Origin of the sequence: Methylocella sp. (assembly GCF_041905455.1) — a bacterium.
GTDB lineage: Bacteria > Pseudomonadota > Alphaproteobacteria > Rhizobiales > Beijerinckiaceae > Methylocapsa.
In genome coordinates this window covers 223,346-242,379 of record NZ_JAYRLA010000002.1, presented here as the reverse complement: position 1 = coordinate 242,379, position 19,034 = coordinate 223,346, and the positions used below count along the sequence as shown (strand labels likewise).

The window sequence follows — 19,034 nt, the reverse complement described above, 5'->3', positions numbered from 1 at the left end:
GCGGCGCGCCGCTCTCACGGCGCGAAGAAGGTGTCGGCGATCGTCGTCGTCTCGCCGGTCGCGACGTCGGTGACCCGCAGCACCAGCGGCTGCTTCGACGGGATCGAGTCGCCGCGCGGAAGGACCGCGAAGAGGCGCAGCTCGCGCACCTGGTCGGGTCCGACCTCGACGATCTGCTCGCCGCCGTTGTTGTCCGACGCGCCGACCACCGAAAGCTGCGCGCCGGCCGGATGCTCGATCTCGATCTTGAATCGCCGCAGGACGCCCTGCCGATTGACGACATGCACGCCGAGGGCGTTGCGGATCGAGCCGTCGGCGGTCTTGACGAAGAGCGGATTGCGGTCGTGCATGGCGCTGACGCCCATGTCGGACCGGGTGAGAAGCGTGAAGACCATGATGCCGCCGACCAGCGCGATCACGGCGGCGTAGAGGACCGTGCGCGGCCGGACGAGCTTGAACTCTTCCGGCTGGCCGGCGAGGCGGCGCGCGACGTTGACGTCCGTGTCGTACGCAATCAGGCGCGTCGGCCGGTCGATCTTGCGCATGACGGCGTCGCAGGCGTCAATGCACAGGCCGCACTGAATGCAGCCGAGATTGGGGCCGTTCCTGATGTCGACGCCGGTCGGACAGACGGCGACGCATTGGCCGCAGTCGACGCAGTCGCCGGCCGCGCCGCCGGCGGCGCGCGCGAAGGCGGCTTTCTTGACCGACATGCGCGGCTCGCCGCGGTCGTAGCGGTAGGTGACGTTCAGCGCGCTCTCGTCGGTCAGCGCCGCCTGAATGCGCGGCCAGGGGCACATGTAGACGCAGACCTGCTCGCGCATGAAGCCGGCGAGGACGTAGGTCGTCGTGGTGAGGATGGCGATCCAGATCAGCGCCGCCGGCGGCGCCTCGAAGCGCAGCAGCTTGCCGACGAGAGTCGGCGCGTCGCTGAAGTAGAGCACCCAGGCGCCGCCCGTCCACCAGGCGATGATCAGCCACACGGAGTGCTTGAGGAATTTCTCGCGCACGCGCTGGAAGGTCCAGGGGCCGGCGTCCTTGCGCATGCGCTCGCGCCGGTCGCCCTCGAAGAAGCGCTCGGTCCAGAAGAACAGGTCGGTCCACACCGTTTGCGGACAGAGATAGCCGCACCACACACGTCCGGCGAGCGCGTTCATGAGGAACAACGCCATCGCCGCCAGAATCAGCAGACCGGTGATGTAATAGACTTCCTGCGGCCAGATCTCGATCCAGAAGAAGTAAAATTTCCGACGCGCGAAGTCGATCAGAACGGCCTGATTCGGGGCGTTGGGACCGCGGTCCCAACGCACGAACGGCAGGAAATAATAAATGCCGAGCGTTATGAAGAGAAGCGTCGTCTTGATGCTTCTGTAGGTGCCGGCGACCTTCTGCGGATAGATCTTGGGGGATGAGGCGTAAAGCGGGACGTCGCGCGACTCGCTTGCTTCAACCTGCGTCATGATCTTGCTTCTAAGTTATGGATCGGGACGCGCGGCGCACGTCCCGATCTTTCAACCCTTCGTTGGGCCATTTTCAGATATAAGTCAAAATCGTTCTCGATTTCACATAATTATCCAGTTCCACCCGGCGGCTATTTGCCGCCGCCGAGCGTATGCACGAAGACTGCGAGGGACTTGATCGTGGCTTCGTCGAGCTTGTCGTGCCAAGCGGGCATGACGCCGCCGCCGCCGACCTCGATGCGGTGCATGATGTCGGCCTTCGTCGGCCCGTAGAGCCACACCTGGGTCGTCAGATTGGCCGCGCCCATGTCCGTGTTGCCTTTGCCGTCCTCGCCGTGGCAGGGGGAGCAGTTGTCGATGAACAGCTGCTTGCCCTTGGCGAGGTCGGCGCCGGCGTCGGGCGCGTTGCCCGAGAGCGTGCGCACATAGTCGGCGATCGTCGAAATTTCCTGAGCGTTGAGCAGGCCGTCGCGTCCGAAGGCTGGCATCACCCCGGCATGGGTGTCCGGGTCCCCCGCCCAGCGCACGCCATGCGTGATGGTCGTATGGATCTGGTCAAGGGTTCCGCCCCAGAGCCAGCGGTCGGCGTTGAGGTTCGGATAGCCGCGCGAGCCCTGCGCGCCCGCGCCATGGCACGGCGAGCAGTTCTGAGCGAAGGCGGCCGCCCCGACGGCGCGCGCGAAGGCGAGCAGCTCGGGGTTCTTTTCGATCTCCTGGAGCGGCGCGGCGGCGATCTTCTCCATCATCGCGGCGCGGGAGGCGTGGAGCGCGTCGAGCTCCCGCGTCACGACGGCCCGCGCGTTCCAGCCGAGCAGCCCCCGCGTATAGCCGTGGAGCGTCGGCCAGGCGGGAAACAGGATCCAGTAGATGACCGCCCAGACGATGCAGGCGTAAAAGGAGTAAAGCCACCAGCGGGGCAACGGCGTATTGAGCTCGGAGATGCCGTCCCAGCTATGTCCGGTCGTAGTTTTCCCGGTCGCGGCGTCGAATTCGCCGACGTGATGATCTTGCGCCACGGGTCTAGTCCTCTCTGAGCGGAATATGCGCCGCTTCGTCGAAAGCCCGGCCCTTCGACGGCCAGAGCGCGTACACGGCCACGGCGATGAAGATCACGCCGAAATACAGAAGTCCCCACGTCCCGGCGAGGGCGCGCAACGCTTCATAATCCGACATTGCGCGCCCTCACCTGATGTTGGCTTTGTTGTCGTAGACCTTGAAGTCGACCTGCGTGCCGAGCTGCTGCAGGTAGGCGATGACGGCGTCGGCTTCGGTGAGCGGATGCTTGTCGGCGCCGAAGTCATGCGCGATCGCCTTCGGATAGCGGGCCTGCAGCTCGGCGAGCGCGGCGGGCTCCGCGGTCCCTTGAGTCGCGATGTCGTCGGCGGCCTTGTCGATCATCTCCTGCGTATAGGGCACCCCGGTGAGCGCCAGCGTGCGCATGTTCGCCTGGATATGCTGCGCGTTGAGCGGCGTCTCCTCGAGGAACTTGTAGCGCGGCATGATCGAGGCCGGCACGACCGCCTGCGGATAGCGCAGATGGTCGCGGTGCCAGTCGTCCGAATATTTGCCGCCGATGCGGGCGATGTCCGGGCCGTTGCGCTTCGATCCCCACTGGAAAGGATGGTCGTACATGCTTTCGGACGCGAGCGAGTAATGCCCGTAGCGCTCGACGTCGTCGCGCAGGGCGCGGATCATCTGCGAATGGCAGAGATAGCAGCCCTCGCGCACATAGATGTCGAAGCCGGCGAGCTCGAGCGGGGTCTTCGGCCGCACGCCGTCGACTTTCTCGATCGTGCTCTTGAGGAAGAACAGAGGCACGACCTCGACCAGGCCGCCGATCGCCACGACGAGCAGGACGCCAAGCAGCAGGATGATCGAATTCTTCTCGAAGATCGCGTGGTGGTCCCACAGCGAGCGCTTCGGAGGAGGAGCCTGATTGGTGACGGACACGGATGTTTCTCCTACTCGGCCGGAGCGAGGCTCGGCTGCGGCGAGGGCCGCGATTCCGGGACCTCCTCAGCATCGGGCGAGACGATCGTCATGTAGAGGTTGTAGGCCATGATCAGCGCGCCGACGAGGAACAGGAAGCCGCCGAGGGCGCGGATCACGAACATCGGATGCATCGCCTCGACCGTCTCGATGAACGAGTATTCGAGGAAGCCGAGCGAGGTGTAAGCCCGCCACATCAGCCCCTGCATGATGCCGGCGACCCACATCGAAGTGATGTAGAAGACGATGCCGATCGTCGATATCCAGAAGTGCCAGTTCACGAGTCTGAGTGAATAGAGGCCCTTGCGGTTCCAGAGCCACGGCACGATGCAGTAGAGCGCGCCGAAGGAGATGTAGCCGACCCAGCCGAGCGCGCCGGAATGGACGTGGCCGATCGTCCAGTCAGTGTAATGGCTGAGCGAGTTGACGGTCTTGATCGACATCAACGGCCCCTCGAAGGTCGACATGCCGTAGAAGGCGATCGAGACCACGAGCAGGCGCAGGACGGGATCGGTGCGCAGCTTGTCCCAGGCGCCCGACAGCGTGAGCATGCCGTTGATCATGCCGCCCCAGGAGGGCATCCAGAGGATGATCGAGAAGGTCATGCCGAGCGTCTGGGCCCAGTCGGGCAGCGCCGTGAAGTGAAGATGGTGCGGGCCGGCCCAGATATAGATGAAGATCAGCGCCCAGAAATGGATGATCGACAGGCGGTAGGAATAGACCGGCCGTTCGGCGCGCTTCGGCACGAAATAGTACATCATGCCGAGGAAGGAGGCGGTCAGATAGAAACCGACGGCGTTATGGCCGTACCACCACTGGATCATGGCGTCCTGGACGCCCGACCAGACGATGTAGGACTTCGGCGAGAACAGCGACACCGGGATCGCGGCGTTGTTGCCGAGAACGAGCATCGCGATGGTCACGATGAAGGCGAGGAAGAACCAGTTCGCGACATAGATGTGCGGCTCGCTGCGCCGAGCCAGGGTGCCGAGGAACAGGGCGAGATAGGAGAGCCAGACAACGACCAGCAGGATGTCGGCGTACCACTCCGGCTCGGCGTATTCCTTCGAGTGGGTGATCCCGAGCAGGTATCCCGTGCCTGCGACGACGATGAAGAGATTGTAGCCGAGCGCGACGAGCCAGGGCGTGAGCTCGCCGGGCATCCGCGCCCGCGAGGTGCGCTGCACGACATAGAGCGACGTCGCGAGAAGGATGTTGCCGCCGAAGGCGAAGATGACCGCGGAGGTGTGCAGCGGGCGCAGCCGGCCGAAATTGAACCAGGGTTCGACGTTCAGCCAGGGAAAAGCCAGTTCGAGCGCGATATAGACTCCGACCGAAAAGCCCGCGATCCCCCAGAATATCGAAGCGATCGTCAGGAATTTGATCGGCCCGAAATTGTAGTTCGGCCGCCCGTCGATCGTCAGCGGCGGCGGTTCGGGGTCGCGCAACTGGTAGCGGCGATAGATGGCGTAGACGCCGCCGAGGCTGGCGACGCTGATCAAGGCCATGTGGAAGGCGTAGGCGCCGGTCCAGGCGTTGACGGCGATGAAGCCCGCGAGCAGCGCAAGGCCGATGAGGACGGCCGATAGGCCGACCTCGCCAAACCTCATGCTTTTGGCGGGACTGACGATTTGTGACATGCGCTGCGCCCCTTCGGCAGGGTTTTTGGACTGAGGTCTAAAGGATTGGCCGCCGACGCCGAAGACGTCAAGCCACGGAAAGAATGCCGGTGTCTGGACGAATTCCAAGTCCCGGGCAATGCGCGAGATCAATCAGGGCGCAAGGCAAATTATCCCTCCGTCGACGCGGACCCTGAAAACGCGCGCGCCTAGGCTTCGTTGGCGCCGGCGGGTTGGTGCGGCCACACTTCGAGCCCGCGCGCGAGAAGACCGACGGCGCGGGCGACCTCCGGGTCGAGCCCCTCCCCGCCCGCGCGCAGATGCGCGACGATGCGCGCGCGCATCCGGGGGTCCCAGTATTTCGCGAGATGGTCGGCGATGGCCTTGGCCGGATCGATGTGCTTCTGGGTCGAAAAATACTTGCCGATCTGGTTCGCCATATAGATCAGGCGTTCTTGGGTGCTATGCGACATGGATTGATGCTCGATCGGTGACGCGCGCGGCGTGCGTGAAAACCTCGAAGTCACGCCCGCGCGCGATCGCGACGAGCGTGACGCCGCTCGCCTGCGCGAGGCGGATGGCGGCGGCGGTTGGGACGGAGATCGCGACGACGACGGGCGCTCCCATGCGCGCCGCCTTCTGGATGAGCTCGACCGAAACGCGGCTCGTCAGCAGCACGAGCCCGTCCCCGCACGCCGTATCGCGCCGCAGCAGCGCGCCGGCGAGCTTGTCGAGGGCGTTATGGCGCCCGACGTCCTCGCGCACGACGACGAGGCCGCGCGCCGGCGTCCAGAATCCCGCCGCATGCACCGCGCGCGTGCGCGCGTTGAGCGGCTGACCCTCGGACAGCCCCGCCATCGCCTCGACGATCTCGCGCCGGTCGAAGACGGCGTCTGAGACGACCGCAGGCGCAGGACGCATGGCTTCGCCGAGGCTCTCGACGCCGCACAGACCGCAACCGGTCGGTCCCGCCATGCTGCGCCGCCGGGCGGCGTAGCGCTCCGCCTTTTCGCGCGGCAACCCGACGCGCAGCTCGATCCCGAGTCGCGTCGACAGGAGGTCGAAACTCTCCACCTCGGAGGCGGCGTCGATCAGCCCTTCGGTGAAGGCGAAGCCATAGGCGAAATCCTCGAAATCGTCGGGCGTCGCCATCATGACCGCGTGCGTCGAGCCGCCGAAGGTGAAGGCGACCGCCGTCTCCTCCGGCACGACGCGCGCGTCCTGCGAACGCGCTGGTCCCTTGTAGGCGACGCAGGAGGCCGGCGCGCAGGGCGCCGGCGCCGGAGAGAAAATAGCGTCGCAGTCGAGGTCGCTCATTCCGCCGCGTCGGCGCCCTCGAGGATGCGGCGACTCTGTTCGGCGTGCTGGCGATAGCTTTCCTGCCATTCGCTCGCGGGGCCGTTCGAACGCGAGACCTGCACCGCCGTGACCTTGAACTCGGGGCAGTTGGTCGCCCAGTCCGAGAAATCGGTGGTGACGACGTTGGCCTGGGTCAGCGGATGGTGGAACGTCGTATAGACGACGCCAGGCGCGACGCGGTCAGTGATGAGGGCGCGCAGCGTCGTTTCGCCGGCGCGGCTGTGAAGCCTGACCCAGTCGCCGGCGACGATTCCCCGCTGCTCGGCGTCATACGGATGGATCTCGAGGACGTCCTCCGGATGCCAGGCGACGTTGGCGGTGCGCCGCGTCTGCGCGCCGACGTTGTAATGCGACAGGATGCGGCCGGTGGTCAGCAGCAGCGGGAAGCGCGGTCCGGCGCGCTCGTCGGTGGCGACATATTCGGTCACGACGAACTTGCCCTTGCCGCGCACGAAACCACCGATGTGCATGACCGGCGTGCCATGCGGCGCGTTGTCGTTGCAGGGCCATTGCACCGAGCCCTCGGCCTCGAGCTTGGCGTAGGAGACCCCTGCGAAGCTCGGCGTCGTGAGGGCGACCTCGTCCATGATCTGCGAGGGATCGCTGTAGTTCATGGGATAGCCCATGGCGTTGGAGAGCATCATAGTGATCTCCCAGTCGCCATAGCCGTTGAGGGGCGTCATCACCTTGCGCACGCGCTGGATGCGGCGCTCGGCGTTGGTGAAGGTGCCGTCCTTTTCGAGGAAGGTCGAGCCCGGCAGGAAGACATGGGCGTAATTGGCCGTCTCGTTCAGGAACAGGTCCTGCACGACGACGCACTCCATGGCGGCGAGCCCGTCCGCGACATGCTTGGTGTCCGGGTCGGACTGGAGAATGTCCTCGCCCTGGATGTAGATGCCGCGGAAGACGCCGTCGACGGCGGCGTCGAGCATGTTGTTGATGCGCAGGCCCGGCTCATGGTCGAGCGCGACGCCCCACATGTTCTCGAACACCGCGCGCGTATCCTCGTCCGAGACGTGGCGGTAGCCCGAGAACTCGTGCGGGAACGAGCCCATGTCGCAGGCGCCCTGCACGTTGTTCTGGCCGCGCAACGGATTGACGCCGACGCCGGGCCGGCCAAGGTTGCCGGTGGCCATGGCGAGATTGGCGATGGCGAGCACGGTCGTCGAACCCTGGCTGTGCTCGGTGACGCCAAGGCCGTAGAAGATCGACGCGTTTCCGCCGGTCGCGTAGAGCCGCGCGGCGCCGCGGACGAGCTCGGCCGGAACGCCCGAGATCTTCTCGACCTCCTCGGGGCTGTGCCTGGGCTCGGAGACGAAGGCGGCCCAGTCGGCGAACTCCTGCGCGTCGCAGCGCTCGCGCACGAAGGCCTCGTTGACGAGCCCTTCGGTCACGATGACATGGGCGAGCGAGGTGACCACCGCGACGTTGCAGCCGGGCCGCAGCGGCAGATGGAAGTCCGCCTTCACATGCGGCGTCTCGACGAGGTCGATGCGGCGCGGATCGATCACGATCAGCTTCGCGCCTTCGCGCAGCCGCTTCTTCATGCGCGAGCCGAACACCGGATGGCCGTCGGTCGGATTGGCGCCGATGACCAGCATCACGTCGGTGTCGTCGATCGAATCGAAGTCCTGCGTGCCGGCCGAAGTGCCGAAGGCGGTCGAGAGGCCGTATCCCGTCGGCGAGTGGCAGACGCGGGCGCAGGTGTCGACGTTATTATTGCCGAAGCCCGCGCGGATCAGCTTCTGGACCAGATAGGTCTCTTCATTGGTGCAGCGCGAGGAGGTGATGCCGCCGATGGCGCCCCGTCCGTGCTCGGCCTGGATGCGCCGGAATTGCGACGCGGCGTAGCCGATCGCCTCCTCCCAGGAGACCTCGCGCCACGGATCGTTGATCGAGGCGCGGATCATCGGCTTCAGGATGCGGTCGCGATGCGTGGCGTAGCCGTAGGCGAAGCGCCCCTTGACGCAGGAATGGCCGTGGTTGGCCTTGCCGTCCTTGTAGGGGACCATGCGCACCAGCTCCTCGCCGCGCATCTCCGCCTTGAAGGCGCAGCCGACGCCGCAATAGGCGCAGGTCGTGACCGCCGAATGCTCCGGCTGGCCGATCTCGATCACCGACTTCTCGATCAGCGTCGCGGTCGGGCAGGCCTGCACGCAGGCGCCGCAGGAGACGCATTCGGACTGCAGGAACGGCTCGTTCTGGCCGGGAGAGACACGGCTTGCGAAGCCGCGGCCGTCGATCGTCAGCGCGAAAGTCCCCTGCGTCTCCTCGCAGGCGCGAACACAGCGGTTGCAGACGATGCACTTCGTCGGGTCGTAGGCGAAATAGGGGTTCGAGACGTCTTTCTGCGAGTCGAAATGGTTCTTGCCTTCGTAGCCGTAGCGCACCTCGCGCAGGCCCACGGCGCCGGCCTGCGTCTGCAGCTCGCAGTCGCCGTTGGCCGCGCAGGTGAGGCAGTCGAGCGGATGGTCGGAGATGTAGAGCTCCATCACGCCGTTGCGCAGCACCTTGAGTCGCGGCGTCTGGGTCTTCACCTTGATTCCAGGCGCGACCGGCGTCGTGCAGGAGGCCGGCGTGCCGTTGCGGCCCTCGATCTCCACGAGGCAAAGGCGGCAGGAGCCGAACGCCTCGATCGAGTCGGTGGCGCAGAGCTTCGGTATCTCCGTGCCCATCTCCATGGCGGCGCGCATGATCGAGGTGCCTTCGGGAACCGAAATCTCGACGCCGTCGATGGACAGGGTGACCATCTTGTCCGACTTCGGAGCCGGCGTGCCGTAGTCGATCTCTCTGATCAGGGACATCGTCGTTCTCCTCACTCGGCCGCGATCGCGTGGCGCGGGGCGAAATCTTCGGGGAAATGGCGAAGCGCGCTCATCACAGGATAGGGAGCGAAACCGCCAAGGGCGCAGAGGGATCCGAATTTCATCGTCTGGCAGAGATCCTCGAGCAGGGCGAGGTTCTCGTTCGGGCGCACGCCGCCGAGGATGCGGTCGATGGTCTCGACGCCGCGCGTCGAGCCGATGCGGCAGGGCGTGCACTTGCCGCAGCTCTCGATGGCGCAGAACTCCATGGCGAAGCGGGCCATCTGGGCCATGTCGACCGTGTCGTCGAAGACGACGAGGCCGCCATGGCCGATCAGCGCGTCCCTCGCGGCGAAGGCCTCATAGTCGAACGGCAGGTCGAAATGGGCGACCGGCACATAGGCGCCGAGCGGGCCGCCGCACTGCACGGCGCGCACGGGGCGGCCCGAAAGCGTCCCGCCGCCGATCTCCTCGACGATCTCGCCGAGGGAGAGGCCGAAGGCGGTCTCGAACAGGCCGCCGAAACGGACGTTGCCAGCGATCTGCAGCGGCATCGTCCCGCGCGAGCGGCCCATGCCGAAGCTTGCGTAATATTCGCCGCCCTTGTCGAGGATGGTCGGGACGGCGACGAGCGAGAGCACGTTGTTGATGATCGTCGGCCGGCCGAACAGGCCCTTGTGCGCCGGCAGCGGCGGCTTGGCGCGCACGACGCCGCGCTTGCCCTCGAGGCTGTCGAGAAGCGCCGTCTCCTCGCCGCAGACATAGGCGCCGGCGCCGACGCGCAGCTCGAGCTCGAATTCATGGCCGGAGCCGAGGATGTTCGGGCCAAGGTAGCCCGCCGCGCGCGCGAGCCCGATCGCCTCGATGAAGGTCTTGGCGGCGTGCGGATACTCCGAGCGGCAGTAGACGTAGCCCTTGGTCGCGCCGACGGCTACGCCGCCGATGGCCATGCCCTCGATCAGGGAATATGGATCGCCTTCCATGATCATGCGGTCGGCGAAGGTGCCGCTGTCGCCCTCGTCGGCGTTGCAGACGACGTAGCGCCGGTCGGCCGGCGCGTCGGCCACCGTCTTCCACTTGATCCCGGTCGGAAAGCCCGCGCCGCCGCGCCCGCGCAGGCCCGACTTGGCGATTTCGGCGAGCGTCGCCGCCGGACCGATCTCGATGGCGCGCCTGAGGCCGCGCCAGCCGTCCATGGCCGCATAGTCGTCGAGCGAAGTCGGGGCGATGATCCCGCAGCGGGCGAAGGAGAGGCGCGTCTGGCGCGCGAAGAACGGGTGGTCCTCCGTCCGGCCGACGCGCAGCGCGTGCGCCCCGCCCTGCGCGAACCCGGCGTCGAACAGGCCCGCGACGTCGGCCGCCTTGACCGGGCCGTAGCCGATGCGCCCGCCAGGCGCCTCGACCTCGACGAGCGGCTCGAGAAAGACCATGCCGCGCGAGCCGGTGCGCACGATCTCGACGTCGAGCCCGCGCGCGGCGGCCTCGGCGGCGATGCGCGCGGCGACGCGGTCGGCTCCGAGCGCGAGCGCGGCGGCGTCCTTGGAGACGAAAATCCTGGTCATGAGCGCACGAACTCCCGTGCCTGGTCCGCCGCCTCGGCGAGCGCATCCTGATCCACCCGTCCGATCAGCTCGTCGTCCATCATGGCGGCCGGCGAACAGGCGCACAGGCCGAGGCAATAGATCGCCTCGACCGTCAGCGCGCCGTCGGCGGTCGTCCCGCCCCATTCGATCGCGAGGTCGGACAGAAACTTGCGGGCGAGCTCTTCGCTCCCCATGCTCTGGCACGACTCGCCGCGGCAGAGCTTGAGGACATGACGGCCCGCCGGCGCATGACGGAAGTCATGGTAGAAGGTGATGACGCCATGGACTTCGGCGCGCGTCACGTTGAGCGCCCTGGCGATCAGCGGCGCGGCGTCCTCGCCGACATAGCCGAACTCATGCTGCAAGGCGTGCAGGATCGGCAGCATCGGCCCCTCAAGACCGAGATGATCCTCGATGATTTCGCGCGCCCTCGCCTCATTCCAGACGGGCGCGCTTTCAGGAGCGGCGCTCCAGGACGACGCTTTTGCCATTTATTCCACCCACAAGAAATTTTCTTATTCTCATTCTAACATCTATCTCATCGATGCGAAAATCAATGGGCGCCTTTGCGTCGAGTGATAGGAAACTTCTATATCCACTCCCCGGCGGCAGGCGCGCCGTCTGCAAGCGACGGCTCGGCCCAAGCCGCGCAGGGCCGCCGGGCGGCCCGTTCCGTTCCCACGATTGGCGAAGGCGCGCGTTGAAGGAAATCCAAGGCGTTTGCTCTCAGAGGCGATCTGCTCGATCCGACGGTCTGCTCGATCTGGCGATCGGACTGCGCCGGCGAAGGCGCGTTCGGAAAGTATCGACGCGGAGAAAATTAAAGACAATCAATTTTTTAGATCGTCGACCGCGGTCGTCTCGGCCCCGCAGGAACTTCAGCGTCTCGTCGGATTCGGCCGCGCCGGGCGTAAAACACCTTTAAGCACAATGAATTACGACACGAACGCTCCGCGCGACGCGCACGGCCGGCGGAATTTACGCGGCGGAGCCGTTTCGCCGTCGGCCGCACTTTTGCGCGGCGCCTTCCGTCGAGGCGCCCCAGATGGACCGAAGCGGGCGATCCGCCAACCGAATAGGCGCGCATGCGCACGCTCGCCGCGACGCGTCAGGCGGGCGCCGGCCGCGCGGACGCCCCTGGCCTCCAGGATCTTGCGAAGCCCCCTACAGACGCCACAGGAAGCTGTGTGACGCGTTTCACACACTCTCGCCACGAAACTTCTACAATGGCCTCCGTCCCCTGTGCGCGGCCCGGCCTTCGCTTTAGAGTCGCTCGAAAGGGAGAGACGTGAAATGTCTGACACGTTTAAAACTATGCTTGCGGCATGCGCTGGGGCGATGATCGCCGGCGGCGCCATGGCCGCCGACGTCGCGCCTGCGCCGGCCGCGCCGCCGACGCCGCTGTGGGACATCGCCTTCGGCATGAAGCTCGCCAACGACTATGTGTTCCGCGGCATCGACCAGTCTAACGGGCATTTCGCGGCGCAAGGCTATGTCGAGGGCCGCGCCTTCGACTGGATCTACGCCGGCGTGTGGACGTCGAACGTCAGTTTCCCCCAAGCTTACGGACTGCTTGATCCGTCGGCCGAGGTCGATATCTACGGCGGCATCCGGCATACCTGGGGCAACTTCACCGCCGACGCCGGCGTTCTCTACTATGTCTATCCAAACCAGATCAATCAGCCCGGCCTCTACGGCATGGATTGGGCGGAGGCGTATTTCAAGCCGAGCTACGTCATCAACGACACCTTCACCGTCGGCCTCAACGGCACCTACGGCTGGAACTACGCCAACACCGGCGCCGATTCGGGCTACGTCAGCGGCACGCTGAAGGCGAATCTTCCGCCCATGCTGCCCTGGAAGGACGTCTCAACCTATATTTCCGGCGAGTTCGGCGGACAGTTCATCGGAACCACCCGCTACGGCTACAAGCTTCCGTCCTACGCCACATGGAACGTCGGCGTCGGCGCGACCTGGAGCGCGATCACCCTCGACCTGCGCTACTCCGGCATGAGCCTCAGCCACAACAGCTGCGCCCTTCTGACCGGCGTCGGCAACTGGTGCGGCCAGCGCTTCATAGCGAGCCTCGCCTTCGACACGACGCTCTTCACGCTGAAGTAGCGGCTACGGCGCCTCGGCGACGCCGTGTCGCAACCTGAGCGAAGGCGGCGGTCGCAAGACCGTCGCCTTTTTTGATGTCGCCCGACGCGCTCGGGCGTTAGTCTTGGTCAGGAAAGCGGCGTCGGTCGGGTGAGAAATGAGCGGAGCTGTCATGGCGTCCCGTGCGGCGCTTCTTTCGGCGGCGCTTGCCCTGGGGCTGGCGGCCCGCCCGGCGGACGCCGCGTCCTATCTCTTCCGCGTCGATTGCGGCGACGAGAGCTTCGCGGCGCTATGGGAAGAGCCTGCGCCCGATCCCGGCCGCGACTACTACCGGACCGCGACGGGGACTCTCAACCTGCATTGCGTGATCGCCGATTACGACCGGCGGACGGACGCGGGCCTCGCGCGACGGCTATGCCGCGATCCGGGGCGCGTCATCAACGCCTTCCCGATAGCCCTGATCTTCGCCGGCCTGACCCGCTGCGGCTGATCGGCGCAGGCCAGCGCTGGCGCTGGAAAGGGCGATTCGCCCGTTCCGCGCCGCCGTCGAGGCTTGCCGACGGACCCGCCGCCCCCGTCCAAACGCGTCGGGCGCCTGCGACGTGGACGAAGCCTCGACCGGATGCTTAAATTCGCAGGCGCCGGCTGGCGAAGCGACGCCGCATCGGGCGACACGGCGATCCGGAGCACGCAAGAATGAAGATCTGGACCGGCGCCTGCCTGTGCGGAGGGGTCCGCTACGAGACGAAAGGCGAGTTGAGCCAGCCCATCGCGTGTCATTGCTCGCAATGCGCGCGCACGAGTGGCGATTTCGCCGTCATGGCGAGCTGCCGCTCAGACGACCTCGCTTTGCTCGCGTCGGACACGTTGTCGTGGTTCCAGTCGTCGGGATCCGTGCGGCGCGGCTTTTGCGCCCGCTGCGGCGGCAACCTGTTCTGGCGAGCGACTCCTGACGACGTGGTCTATGTGACGGCGGGCACGCTCGATCGGCCGACCGGGCTCTCCCTCCGCGAGCACATTTACGTCGGGTCGAAATCGGATTTCTACGCGATCGCCGACGGCCTGCCGCAGAAACGGGAATGGTGAGGCCGACGCGGCCGCGGCGGCGCTCTACCCCTCCTCCTTCTCCCCGCGCAGGCGGCGGACGAGCTCGGGCAGATAGACCGCGAGCAGGATGAGCGCGACGATCAGCACGATCACCGCCATGGCCTGAAAGATCGAGAAACGCACCGTTCCGTCGGCGACGAAGAGGCCGGAGACGGCGCCGGCCAGGAACCACAGCGCGCGGACGGCCAGACTGATCATCGGGAGGCTTCCGATTCGCCGCGGGACGCGTAAGCTTGCATTATCGAAGCGCGCGGCTCGCCCCGCAAGCGCGCCGCTCAGCCTTCGCCGTTCCGGCGCGGCCGCAAGCCATAAGCCTTGAACTTCTCGACGTTGCGCGCGATCTCGTCGTCGTCGAGAATGACCGGGCGACCGACCTGCAAGGCGGAGGCGTACTGACGCGCCAGCGTCTCGACTTCATGGGCGAGCCATAGCGCCTTCGCAAGGTCGGGACCCGCGGCGACGAGGCCGTGATTGGCGAGCAGCGCCGCCGAGCGCCCCTCCATCGCCTCGATCGCGGCCGCCGACAGCGCCGAAGTGCCGAAGGTCTCGTAGCGCGAGCAGCGGATGGTCGGGCCGCCGGCGGCGGCGATCATGTAATGGGCGGCCGGGATCTCCATCCGGCACATCGCGAAGGCGACGCAGAAGATCGGATGAGCGTGGACGACGGCGCCGAATTCGGGCCGGGCGCGCAGCACGTCGGCGTGCAGGCGCCATTCCGAGGAAGGCTGAAGCGGATGGTCGTAGCCGCCCGAAAAGTCCATGCGCACGATGTCGTCCGGCGTCATCTCCTCGTAAGGGAGGCCGGAGGGCGTCACCAGCAATCCGTCGTCAAGGCGGACGGAGATGTTGCCGGCGGTCCCCTGATTGAGGCCGCTCGCGTTCATCTCGCGACAGGCCGCGACGATTTTCTCGCGCGACGCCGCTTCGCTCGATCGTTCCATCAGCCGGCCGGGCGCAGCGCCGCCGCCTCGCGCGAGAGCCGCTCGACCGATTCATAATCGCGGGCGGCGATCAGCTTCGGCGCGACCATCCACGAGCCGCCGACGCAGGCGACGTTCTTCAGGGCGAGATAGGCTCTCGCCTTCTCGGGATCGACCCCGCCGGTCGGGCAGAAGACGAGGTCAGGCAACGGCCCGGCGAGCGAGGCGAGATATTTCGCTCCGCCGGCGGGTTCGGCCGGGAAGAATTTCATGCAGCGGAAGCCGCGCTCGGCGAGCGCCATCGCCTCGGACGCGGTGGCCGCGCCCGGCAGGAAGGGGACGGGCGATTTTCGCGCCGCTTTCAACAGGCGCCGCGTCATGCCGGGGCTGACGAGGAAGCTCGCCCCGGCGTCGAGCGCCGCCTCCATCAGCTCGGGCGTCGTGACCGTGCCCGCGCCGATCTCGACCTCGGGGAAGGCGCGCGAGAGCATCTCGATCGCCGGCAGGGCGGCCGGCGTGCGCAGGGTGATCTCGAGCGCAAGCAGCCCGCCGGAGATCACCGCCCTCGCCTGCGCGAGCGCGTCGGCGGCGTCCATGACCTGCATGACCGGGATCACCGGCGCGAGCTTCATGAGGGCGAGCGTGGCGTCGGCGTGTTCATAGCTCATGGAAGCGCGATTCCCCGTCTGCGCGCGCACTCTAAGGCTTCGCGCCCGGTTCAGCCAAGGCTCGAGGCGCCGAGCTCCGGCCCCGTCGCGACGAGACGGAAATTGGCGAAAAGCTCGCGGCCGTAGCCATGCTCGTGAGGCTCGAGGTCGCATGAGGCCGGCTCCCGCGCGGCGAACTCCTCGGGCGCGACCTCGACGTCGAGCGTTCCCGCGACGGCGTCGAGGGTGATCATGTCGCCGTCGCGGATGCGCGCGATCGGGCCGCCCGCCTTCGCCTCCGGCGAAAGGTGGATCGCCGCCGGCACCTTGCCGGAGGCGCCCGACATGCGCCCGTCGGTGACGAGCGCCACCTGATGGCCGTGCGCCATCACCGAGGCGAGAATCGGCGTCAGCTTGTGCAGCTCGGGCATGCCGATGGCCTTGACCCCTTGAAACCGCACGACGCAGACGAGGTCGCGCGAAAGCTCGCCCGCCCTGAACGCCGCCTCGACCTCCTCCTGCGCATGGAACACGCGGGCGGGCGCGCGCACCACATGGCGCTCCGGCGCGACGGCGCTGATCTTGATCACCGACTGGCCGAGATTGCCGCGCAGCACGCGCAGGCCGCCGTCGGGCGAGAAGGGCCGCTCGATCGGCCGCAGCACGGCCTCGTCGAGGCTCGCCGCCGGCGCGTCGCGGAACTTCAGCTCGCCGTCGTCGAGATAGGGCTCCTTCGCGTAGTCGCCGAGCGGCAGGCCCGACACGGTGCGGGCGTCGGGATGCATGAGGCCGCCCTTGAGAAGCTCGCCGATCAGGAAGCCCGTGCCGCCGGCCGCCGAGAAGTGGTTCACGTCGGCCGAGCCGTTCGGATAGACGCGCGCGAGCAGCGGGACGACGCGCGAAAGATCGTCGAAATCCTCGAGCGTCAGATAGATCCCGCCCGCGCGCGCCATCGCGACGAGATGGATGACGTGGTTGGTCGAGCCGCCGGTGGCGTGCAGGGCGACGACGCCGTTGACGAAGGCGCGCTCGTCGAGGACGCTCGCCGCGGGCGTGTACTCGTTGCCGAGCGCGGTGATGGCCAGCGCGCGCTTCGCGGCGGCGGCGGTCAGCGCCTCGCGCAGCGGCGTGCCCGGGTTGACGAAGGACGCGCCGGGCAGATGCAGGCCCATCGCCTCCATCAGCATCTGGTTCGAGTTGGCGGTGCCGTAGAAGGTGCAGGTGCCGGGCGCGTGATATGAGGCCGATTCGGCGGCGAGAAGCTCGTCGCGCGTCGCCTTCCCCTCGGCGTAGAGCTGGCGCACCTTCGACTTCTGGTCGTTGGAGATGCCCGACGGCATCGGCCCGCCCGGCACGAAGACGATCGGCAGATGGCCGTAGGCCTGCGCCGCGATGACGAGGCCGGGCACGATCTTGTCGCAGATGCCGAGCATCACCGCCGCGTCGAACATGTCGTGCGACAGGGCGATCGAGGCCGCGAGCGCGATGACGTCGCGCGAGAACAGCGAGAGCTCCATTCCGGCGCGCCCCTGCGTGACGCCGTCGCACATCGCCGGCACGCCGCCGGCGACCTGAGCGACGGCGCCCGCCTCATGCGCGGCGCGCCTGATGACGTCGGGATAGCGCTCGTAAGGCTGATGCGCCGAGAGCATGTCGTTGTAGGCGGTGACGATGGCGAGGTTCGGAACGACGTCGGCGACGAGCTCCGCCTTGTCATGCGCGCCGCAGGCGGCGAAGCCGTGGGCGAGGTTGGCGCAGCCGAGCGCGCCGCGGCGCGGCCGCTTGCTCGCCATGCGCTCGACGCGCGCGAGATAGGCCTCGCGCGCCGGCCGGCTGCGCTCGACGATCCGCGCCGTGACGCGGGCGATTGTCTCGTGAACCATTGCGCCTCTCGATCCCCTCGCCAATCCCGCGCGTCGACGCCGCTCAGTTGCTCTCCTCATACCAGCTGCGCCCGTCGCGTTCGACGAGGGCGGTGGCGGAGGCCGGCCCCCACGTCCCGGCGAGATAGAAACGCGGCTCCAGCGGCGACTGGTTCCACGCCTCGCGGATCGGATCGATCCAGGCCCAGGCCGCCTCCACCTCGTCGCGGCGCATGAACAGGGTGGCGTTGCCGCGGATCACGTCCATCAGGAGGCGCTCATAGGCCTCCGGCGCGTAGATCTGGAAGGCTTCCGCGAAATTCATGTCGAGCGGAACGTGGCGCATGCGCATCCCGCCCGCGCCCGGCTCCTTGAGCATCAGCCACAGCTTGATGCCCTCGTCCGGCTGCAGGCGCACGACGAGGCGGGTCGGCAGAATCTTGACCTCCGGCCCGAAGATCGAATGCCGCACGTTGCGGAAGGAGACGATGAGCTCCGAGACGCGCTTGGGCAGCCTCTTGCCGGTGCGCAGGTAGAAGGGCGTTCCGGCCCAGCGCCAGTTGTTCACGAAGACCTTCAGCGCGACGAAGGTCTCGACATGCGTCCCTGGATTGCCGACGTCCTCCGGATAGCCCGGCACGGCGCCCGTCGCCGAGGCGCCGGCGCGGTACTGGCCGCGCACGACGCACGCCTCGTAATTGCTCGCGTCGATGGGGGCGAGCGCCTTCAGGACCTTGAGCTTCTCGTCGCGCACGGCGTCGGCCTCGAAGGCCGCCGGCGGCTCCATCGCGACGAGGCAGAGGAGCTGCAGCAGGTGGTTCTGCACCATGTCGCGCAGCGCGCCCGAGGTCTCGTAATAGGCCCCGCGCCCCTCGACGCCGATGGTCTCGGCGACGGTGATCTCGACGCTTTCGATGTGGCCGGAGTTCCATAGCGGCTCGAACAGGGCGTTGGCGAAGCGCAGCGCCATCAGGTTCTGCACCGTCTCCTTGCCGAGATAATGGTCGATCCGGTAGATCTGGTTCTCCGCGAAGACGGCGCCGAGCGCGTCGTTGATCTTCGCCGCCGAGGCCGCATCCCTGCCGATCGGCTTCTCGACGATGATGCGCGAGCCGGGCGTGATGAGCCCATAGGCCGCAAGCTGCGCGGCGACGGCGCCGAAGCGGTCCGGCCCCGTCGCCAGATAAAACGCGCGCACCTCGTTGGCGTCCTCGGGCAGCCGCTCCGCCAGCACGTTCCAGCCGGCGTCCGAGCCGATGTCGAGGCTCACATAATCGACGAGCTCGAGGAAGGCGTCGAGGTCGGCGTCCTTGATCGCCTCGAGCGCGAACTGGCGCAGGGTCTTCGCCACCGTTTCGCGGAACGCCTCGCGGCCGTAGTCGTGGCGCGCCGCGCCGATGATTCGCGTGCCGTCCGAGAACTGCCCGTCGTGGAAGCGGCGGAACAGCGCCGGAAACAGCTTGCGATAGGCGAGATCGCCCGTGCCGCCGAAGACGACGAGATCGAAGGGGGCGACTTTCACTATGCGGGAAACCATCGACAGCCTCTCGCTCGACGCCGGGCCCGGCCTTGGGCTCTGCAAGA

18 protein-coding genes are annotated in these 19,034 nt (G+C 67.1%); 3 read left to right on the top strand and 15 right to left on the bottom strand.

Features of this window, described 5'->3' with window-relative positions; translation table 11 throughout:
• Positions 1-14 precede the first annotated feature (14 nt).
• The 10 genes from ccoG to ACE3OG_RS03280 form a co-directional block, all read right to left on the bottom strand.
• A complete protein-coding gene (gene ccoG, locus ACE3OG_RS03325; RefSeq protein WP_374306046.1) occupies positions 15-1,460 on the bottom strand; it encodes a cytochrome c oxidase accessory protein CcoG in 1,446 nt (481 codons plus the stop codon).
• A 131-nt stretch (positions 1,461-1,591) separates the two neighbouring features.
• Positions 1,592-2,476 carry a cytochrome-c oxidase, cbb3-type subunit III gene (ccoP, locus tag ACE3OG_RS03320; RefSeq protein WP_374306044.1) on the bottom strand — a complete coding sequence of 295 codons (885 nt, stop codon included), beginning with the start codon at positions 2,474-2,476 and terminating at the stop codon, positions 1,592-1,594.
• A gap of 4 nt (positions 2,477-2,480) precedes the next feature.
• The gene (locus ACE3OG_RS03315) at positions 2,481-2,633 is read right to left on the bottom strand and encodes a cbb3-type cytochrome c oxidase subunit 3 (RefSeq protein ID WP_374306042.1); all 153 of its coding nucleotides are present in this window, start codon (positions 2,631-2,633) and stop codon (positions 2,481-2,483) included.
• A 9-nt stretch (positions 2,634-2,642) separates the two neighbouring features.
• Positions 2,643-3,410: a cytochrome-c oxidase, cbb3-type subunit II gene (ccoO, locus tag ACE3OG_RS03310; RefSeq protein WP_374306041.1), complete on the bottom strand. Its 768-nt coding sequence runs from the start codon at positions 3,408-3,410 to the stop codon at positions 2,643-2,645.
• An 11-nt stretch (positions 3,411-3,421) separates the two neighbouring features.
• Positions 3,422-5,089, bottom strand: coding sequence for a cytochrome-c oxidase, cbb3-type subunit I (gene ccoN, locus ACE3OG_RS03305; protein ID WP_374306040.1), 1,668 nt, complete (start codon positions 5,087-5,089; stop codon positions 3,422-3,424).
• 188 nt (positions 5,090-5,277) lie between these two features.
• Complete coding sequence (locus ACE3OG_RS03300) at positions 5,278-5,541, bottom strand: formate dehydrogenase subunit delta (protein WP_374306039.1); 264 nt, start codon at positions 5,539-5,541, stop codon at positions 5,278-5,280.
• Positions 5,531-6,385 (bottom strand): formate dehydrogenase accessory sulfurtransferase FdhD, encoded by an 855-nt coding sequence (gene fdhD / locus ACE3OG_RS03295; protein WP_374306038.1) that lies wholly within the window; start codon positions 6,383-6,385, stop codon positions 5,531-5,533. Before fdhD ends, ACE3OG_RS03300 begins: the two co-directional genes overlap by 11 nt.
• On the bottom strand, positions 6,382-9,231 hold the full coding sequence (fdhF, locus tag ACE3OG_RS03290) for a formate dehydrogenase subunit alpha (RefSeq protein ID WP_374306037.1): 2,850 nt from the start codon (positions 9,229-9,231) through the stop codon (positions 6,382-6,384). The genes fdhD and fdhF overlap by 4 nt, the downstream gene beginning before the upstream one ends.
• 11 nt (positions 9,232-9,242) lie before the next feature.
• Positions 9,243-10,793 (bottom strand): formate dehydrogenase beta subunit, encoded by a 1,551-nt coding sequence (locus tag ACE3OG_RS03285; protein ID WP_374306035.1) that lies wholly within the window; start codon positions 10,791-10,793, stop codon positions 9,243-9,245.
• Positions 10,790-11,305 carry a formate dehydrogenase subunit gamma gene (locus tag ACE3OG_RS03280; RefSeq protein ID WP_374306033.1) on the bottom strand — a complete coding sequence of 172 codons (516 nt, stop codon included), beginning with the start codon at positions 11,303-11,305 and terminating at the stop codon, positions 10,790-10,792. The genes ACE3OG_RS03285 and ACE3OG_RS03280 overlap by 4 nt, the downstream gene beginning before the upstream one ends.
• An 802-nt stretch (positions 11,306-12,107) precedes the next feature.
• Here ACE3OG_RS03280 and ACE3OG_RS03275 point away from each other — a divergent pair.
• The 3 genes from ACE3OG_RS03275 to ACE3OG_RS03265 all read left to right on the top strand — a co-directional run bounded on the left by ACE3OG_RS03275 (position 12,108) and on the right by ACE3OG_RS03265 (position 14,000).
• Positions 12,108-12,935, top strand: coding sequence for a TorF family putative porin (locus ACE3OG_RS03275; RefSeq protein WP_374306032.1), 828 nt, complete (start codon positions 12,108-12,110; stop codon positions 12,933-12,935).
• A 151-nt stretch (positions 12,936-13,086) separates the two neighbouring features.
• Positions 13,087-13,404 carry a hypothetical protein gene (locus ACE3OG_RS03270; RefSeq protein ID WP_374306031.1) on the top strand — a complete coding sequence of 106 codons (318 nt, stop codon included), beginning with the start codon at positions 13,087-13,089 and terminating at the stop codon, positions 13,402-13,404.
• Positions 13,405-13,610: 206 nt separating this feature from the next.
• The gene (locus ACE3OG_RS03265; protein WP_374306030.1) at positions 13,611-14,000 is read left to right on the top strand and encodes a GFA family protein; all 390 of its coding nucleotides are present in this window, start codon (positions 13,611-13,613) and stop codon (positions 13,998-14,000) included.
• Positions 14,001-14,024: 24 nt separating this feature from the next.
• Here the strand turns inward: ACE3OG_RS03265 and ACE3OG_RS03260 are convergent, their stop codons facing one another.
• From ACE3OG_RS03260 to zwf, 5 genes are all read right to left on the bottom strand, one after another.
• On the bottom strand, positions 14,025-14,219 hold the full coding sequence (locus tag ACE3OG_RS03260; RefSeq protein ID WP_374306029.1) for a hypothetical protein: 195 nt from the start codon (positions 14,217-14,219) through the stop codon (positions 14,025-14,027).
• 77 nt (positions 14,220-14,296) lie between these two features.
• Positions 14,297-14,962, bottom strand: coding sequence for a class II aldolase/adducin family protein (locus ACE3OG_RS03255; protein WP_374306028.1), 666 nt, complete (start codon positions 14,960-14,962; stop codon positions 14,297-14,299).
• Positions 14,962-15,609 (bottom strand): bifunctional 4-hydroxy-2-oxoglutarate aldolase/2-dehydro-3-deoxy-phosphogluconate aldolase, encoded by a 648-nt coding sequence (gene eda / locus ACE3OG_RS03250; protein ID WP_374306026.1) that lies wholly within the window; start codon positions 15,607-15,609, stop codon positions 14,962-14,964. The genes ACE3OG_RS03255 and eda overlap by 1 nt, the downstream gene beginning before the upstream one ends.
• Before the next feature lie 50 nt (positions 15,610-15,659).
• Positions 15,660-17,471 carry a phosphogluconate dehydratase gene (gene edd / locus ACE3OG_RS03245; RefSeq protein WP_374306024.1) on the bottom strand — a complete coding sequence of 604 codons (1,812 nt, stop codon included), beginning with the start codon at positions 17,469-17,471 and terminating at the stop codon, positions 15,660-15,662.
• A gap of 43 nt (positions 17,472-17,514) precedes the next feature.
• Positions 17,515-18,987, bottom strand: a complete 1,473-nt coding sequence (gene zwf / locus ACE3OG_RS03240) for a glucose-6-phosphate dehydrogenase (RefSeq protein ID WP_374306023.1) — start codon at positions 18,985-18,987, stop codon at positions 17,515-17,517.
• Positions 18,988-19,034: the final 47 nt, after the last annotated feature.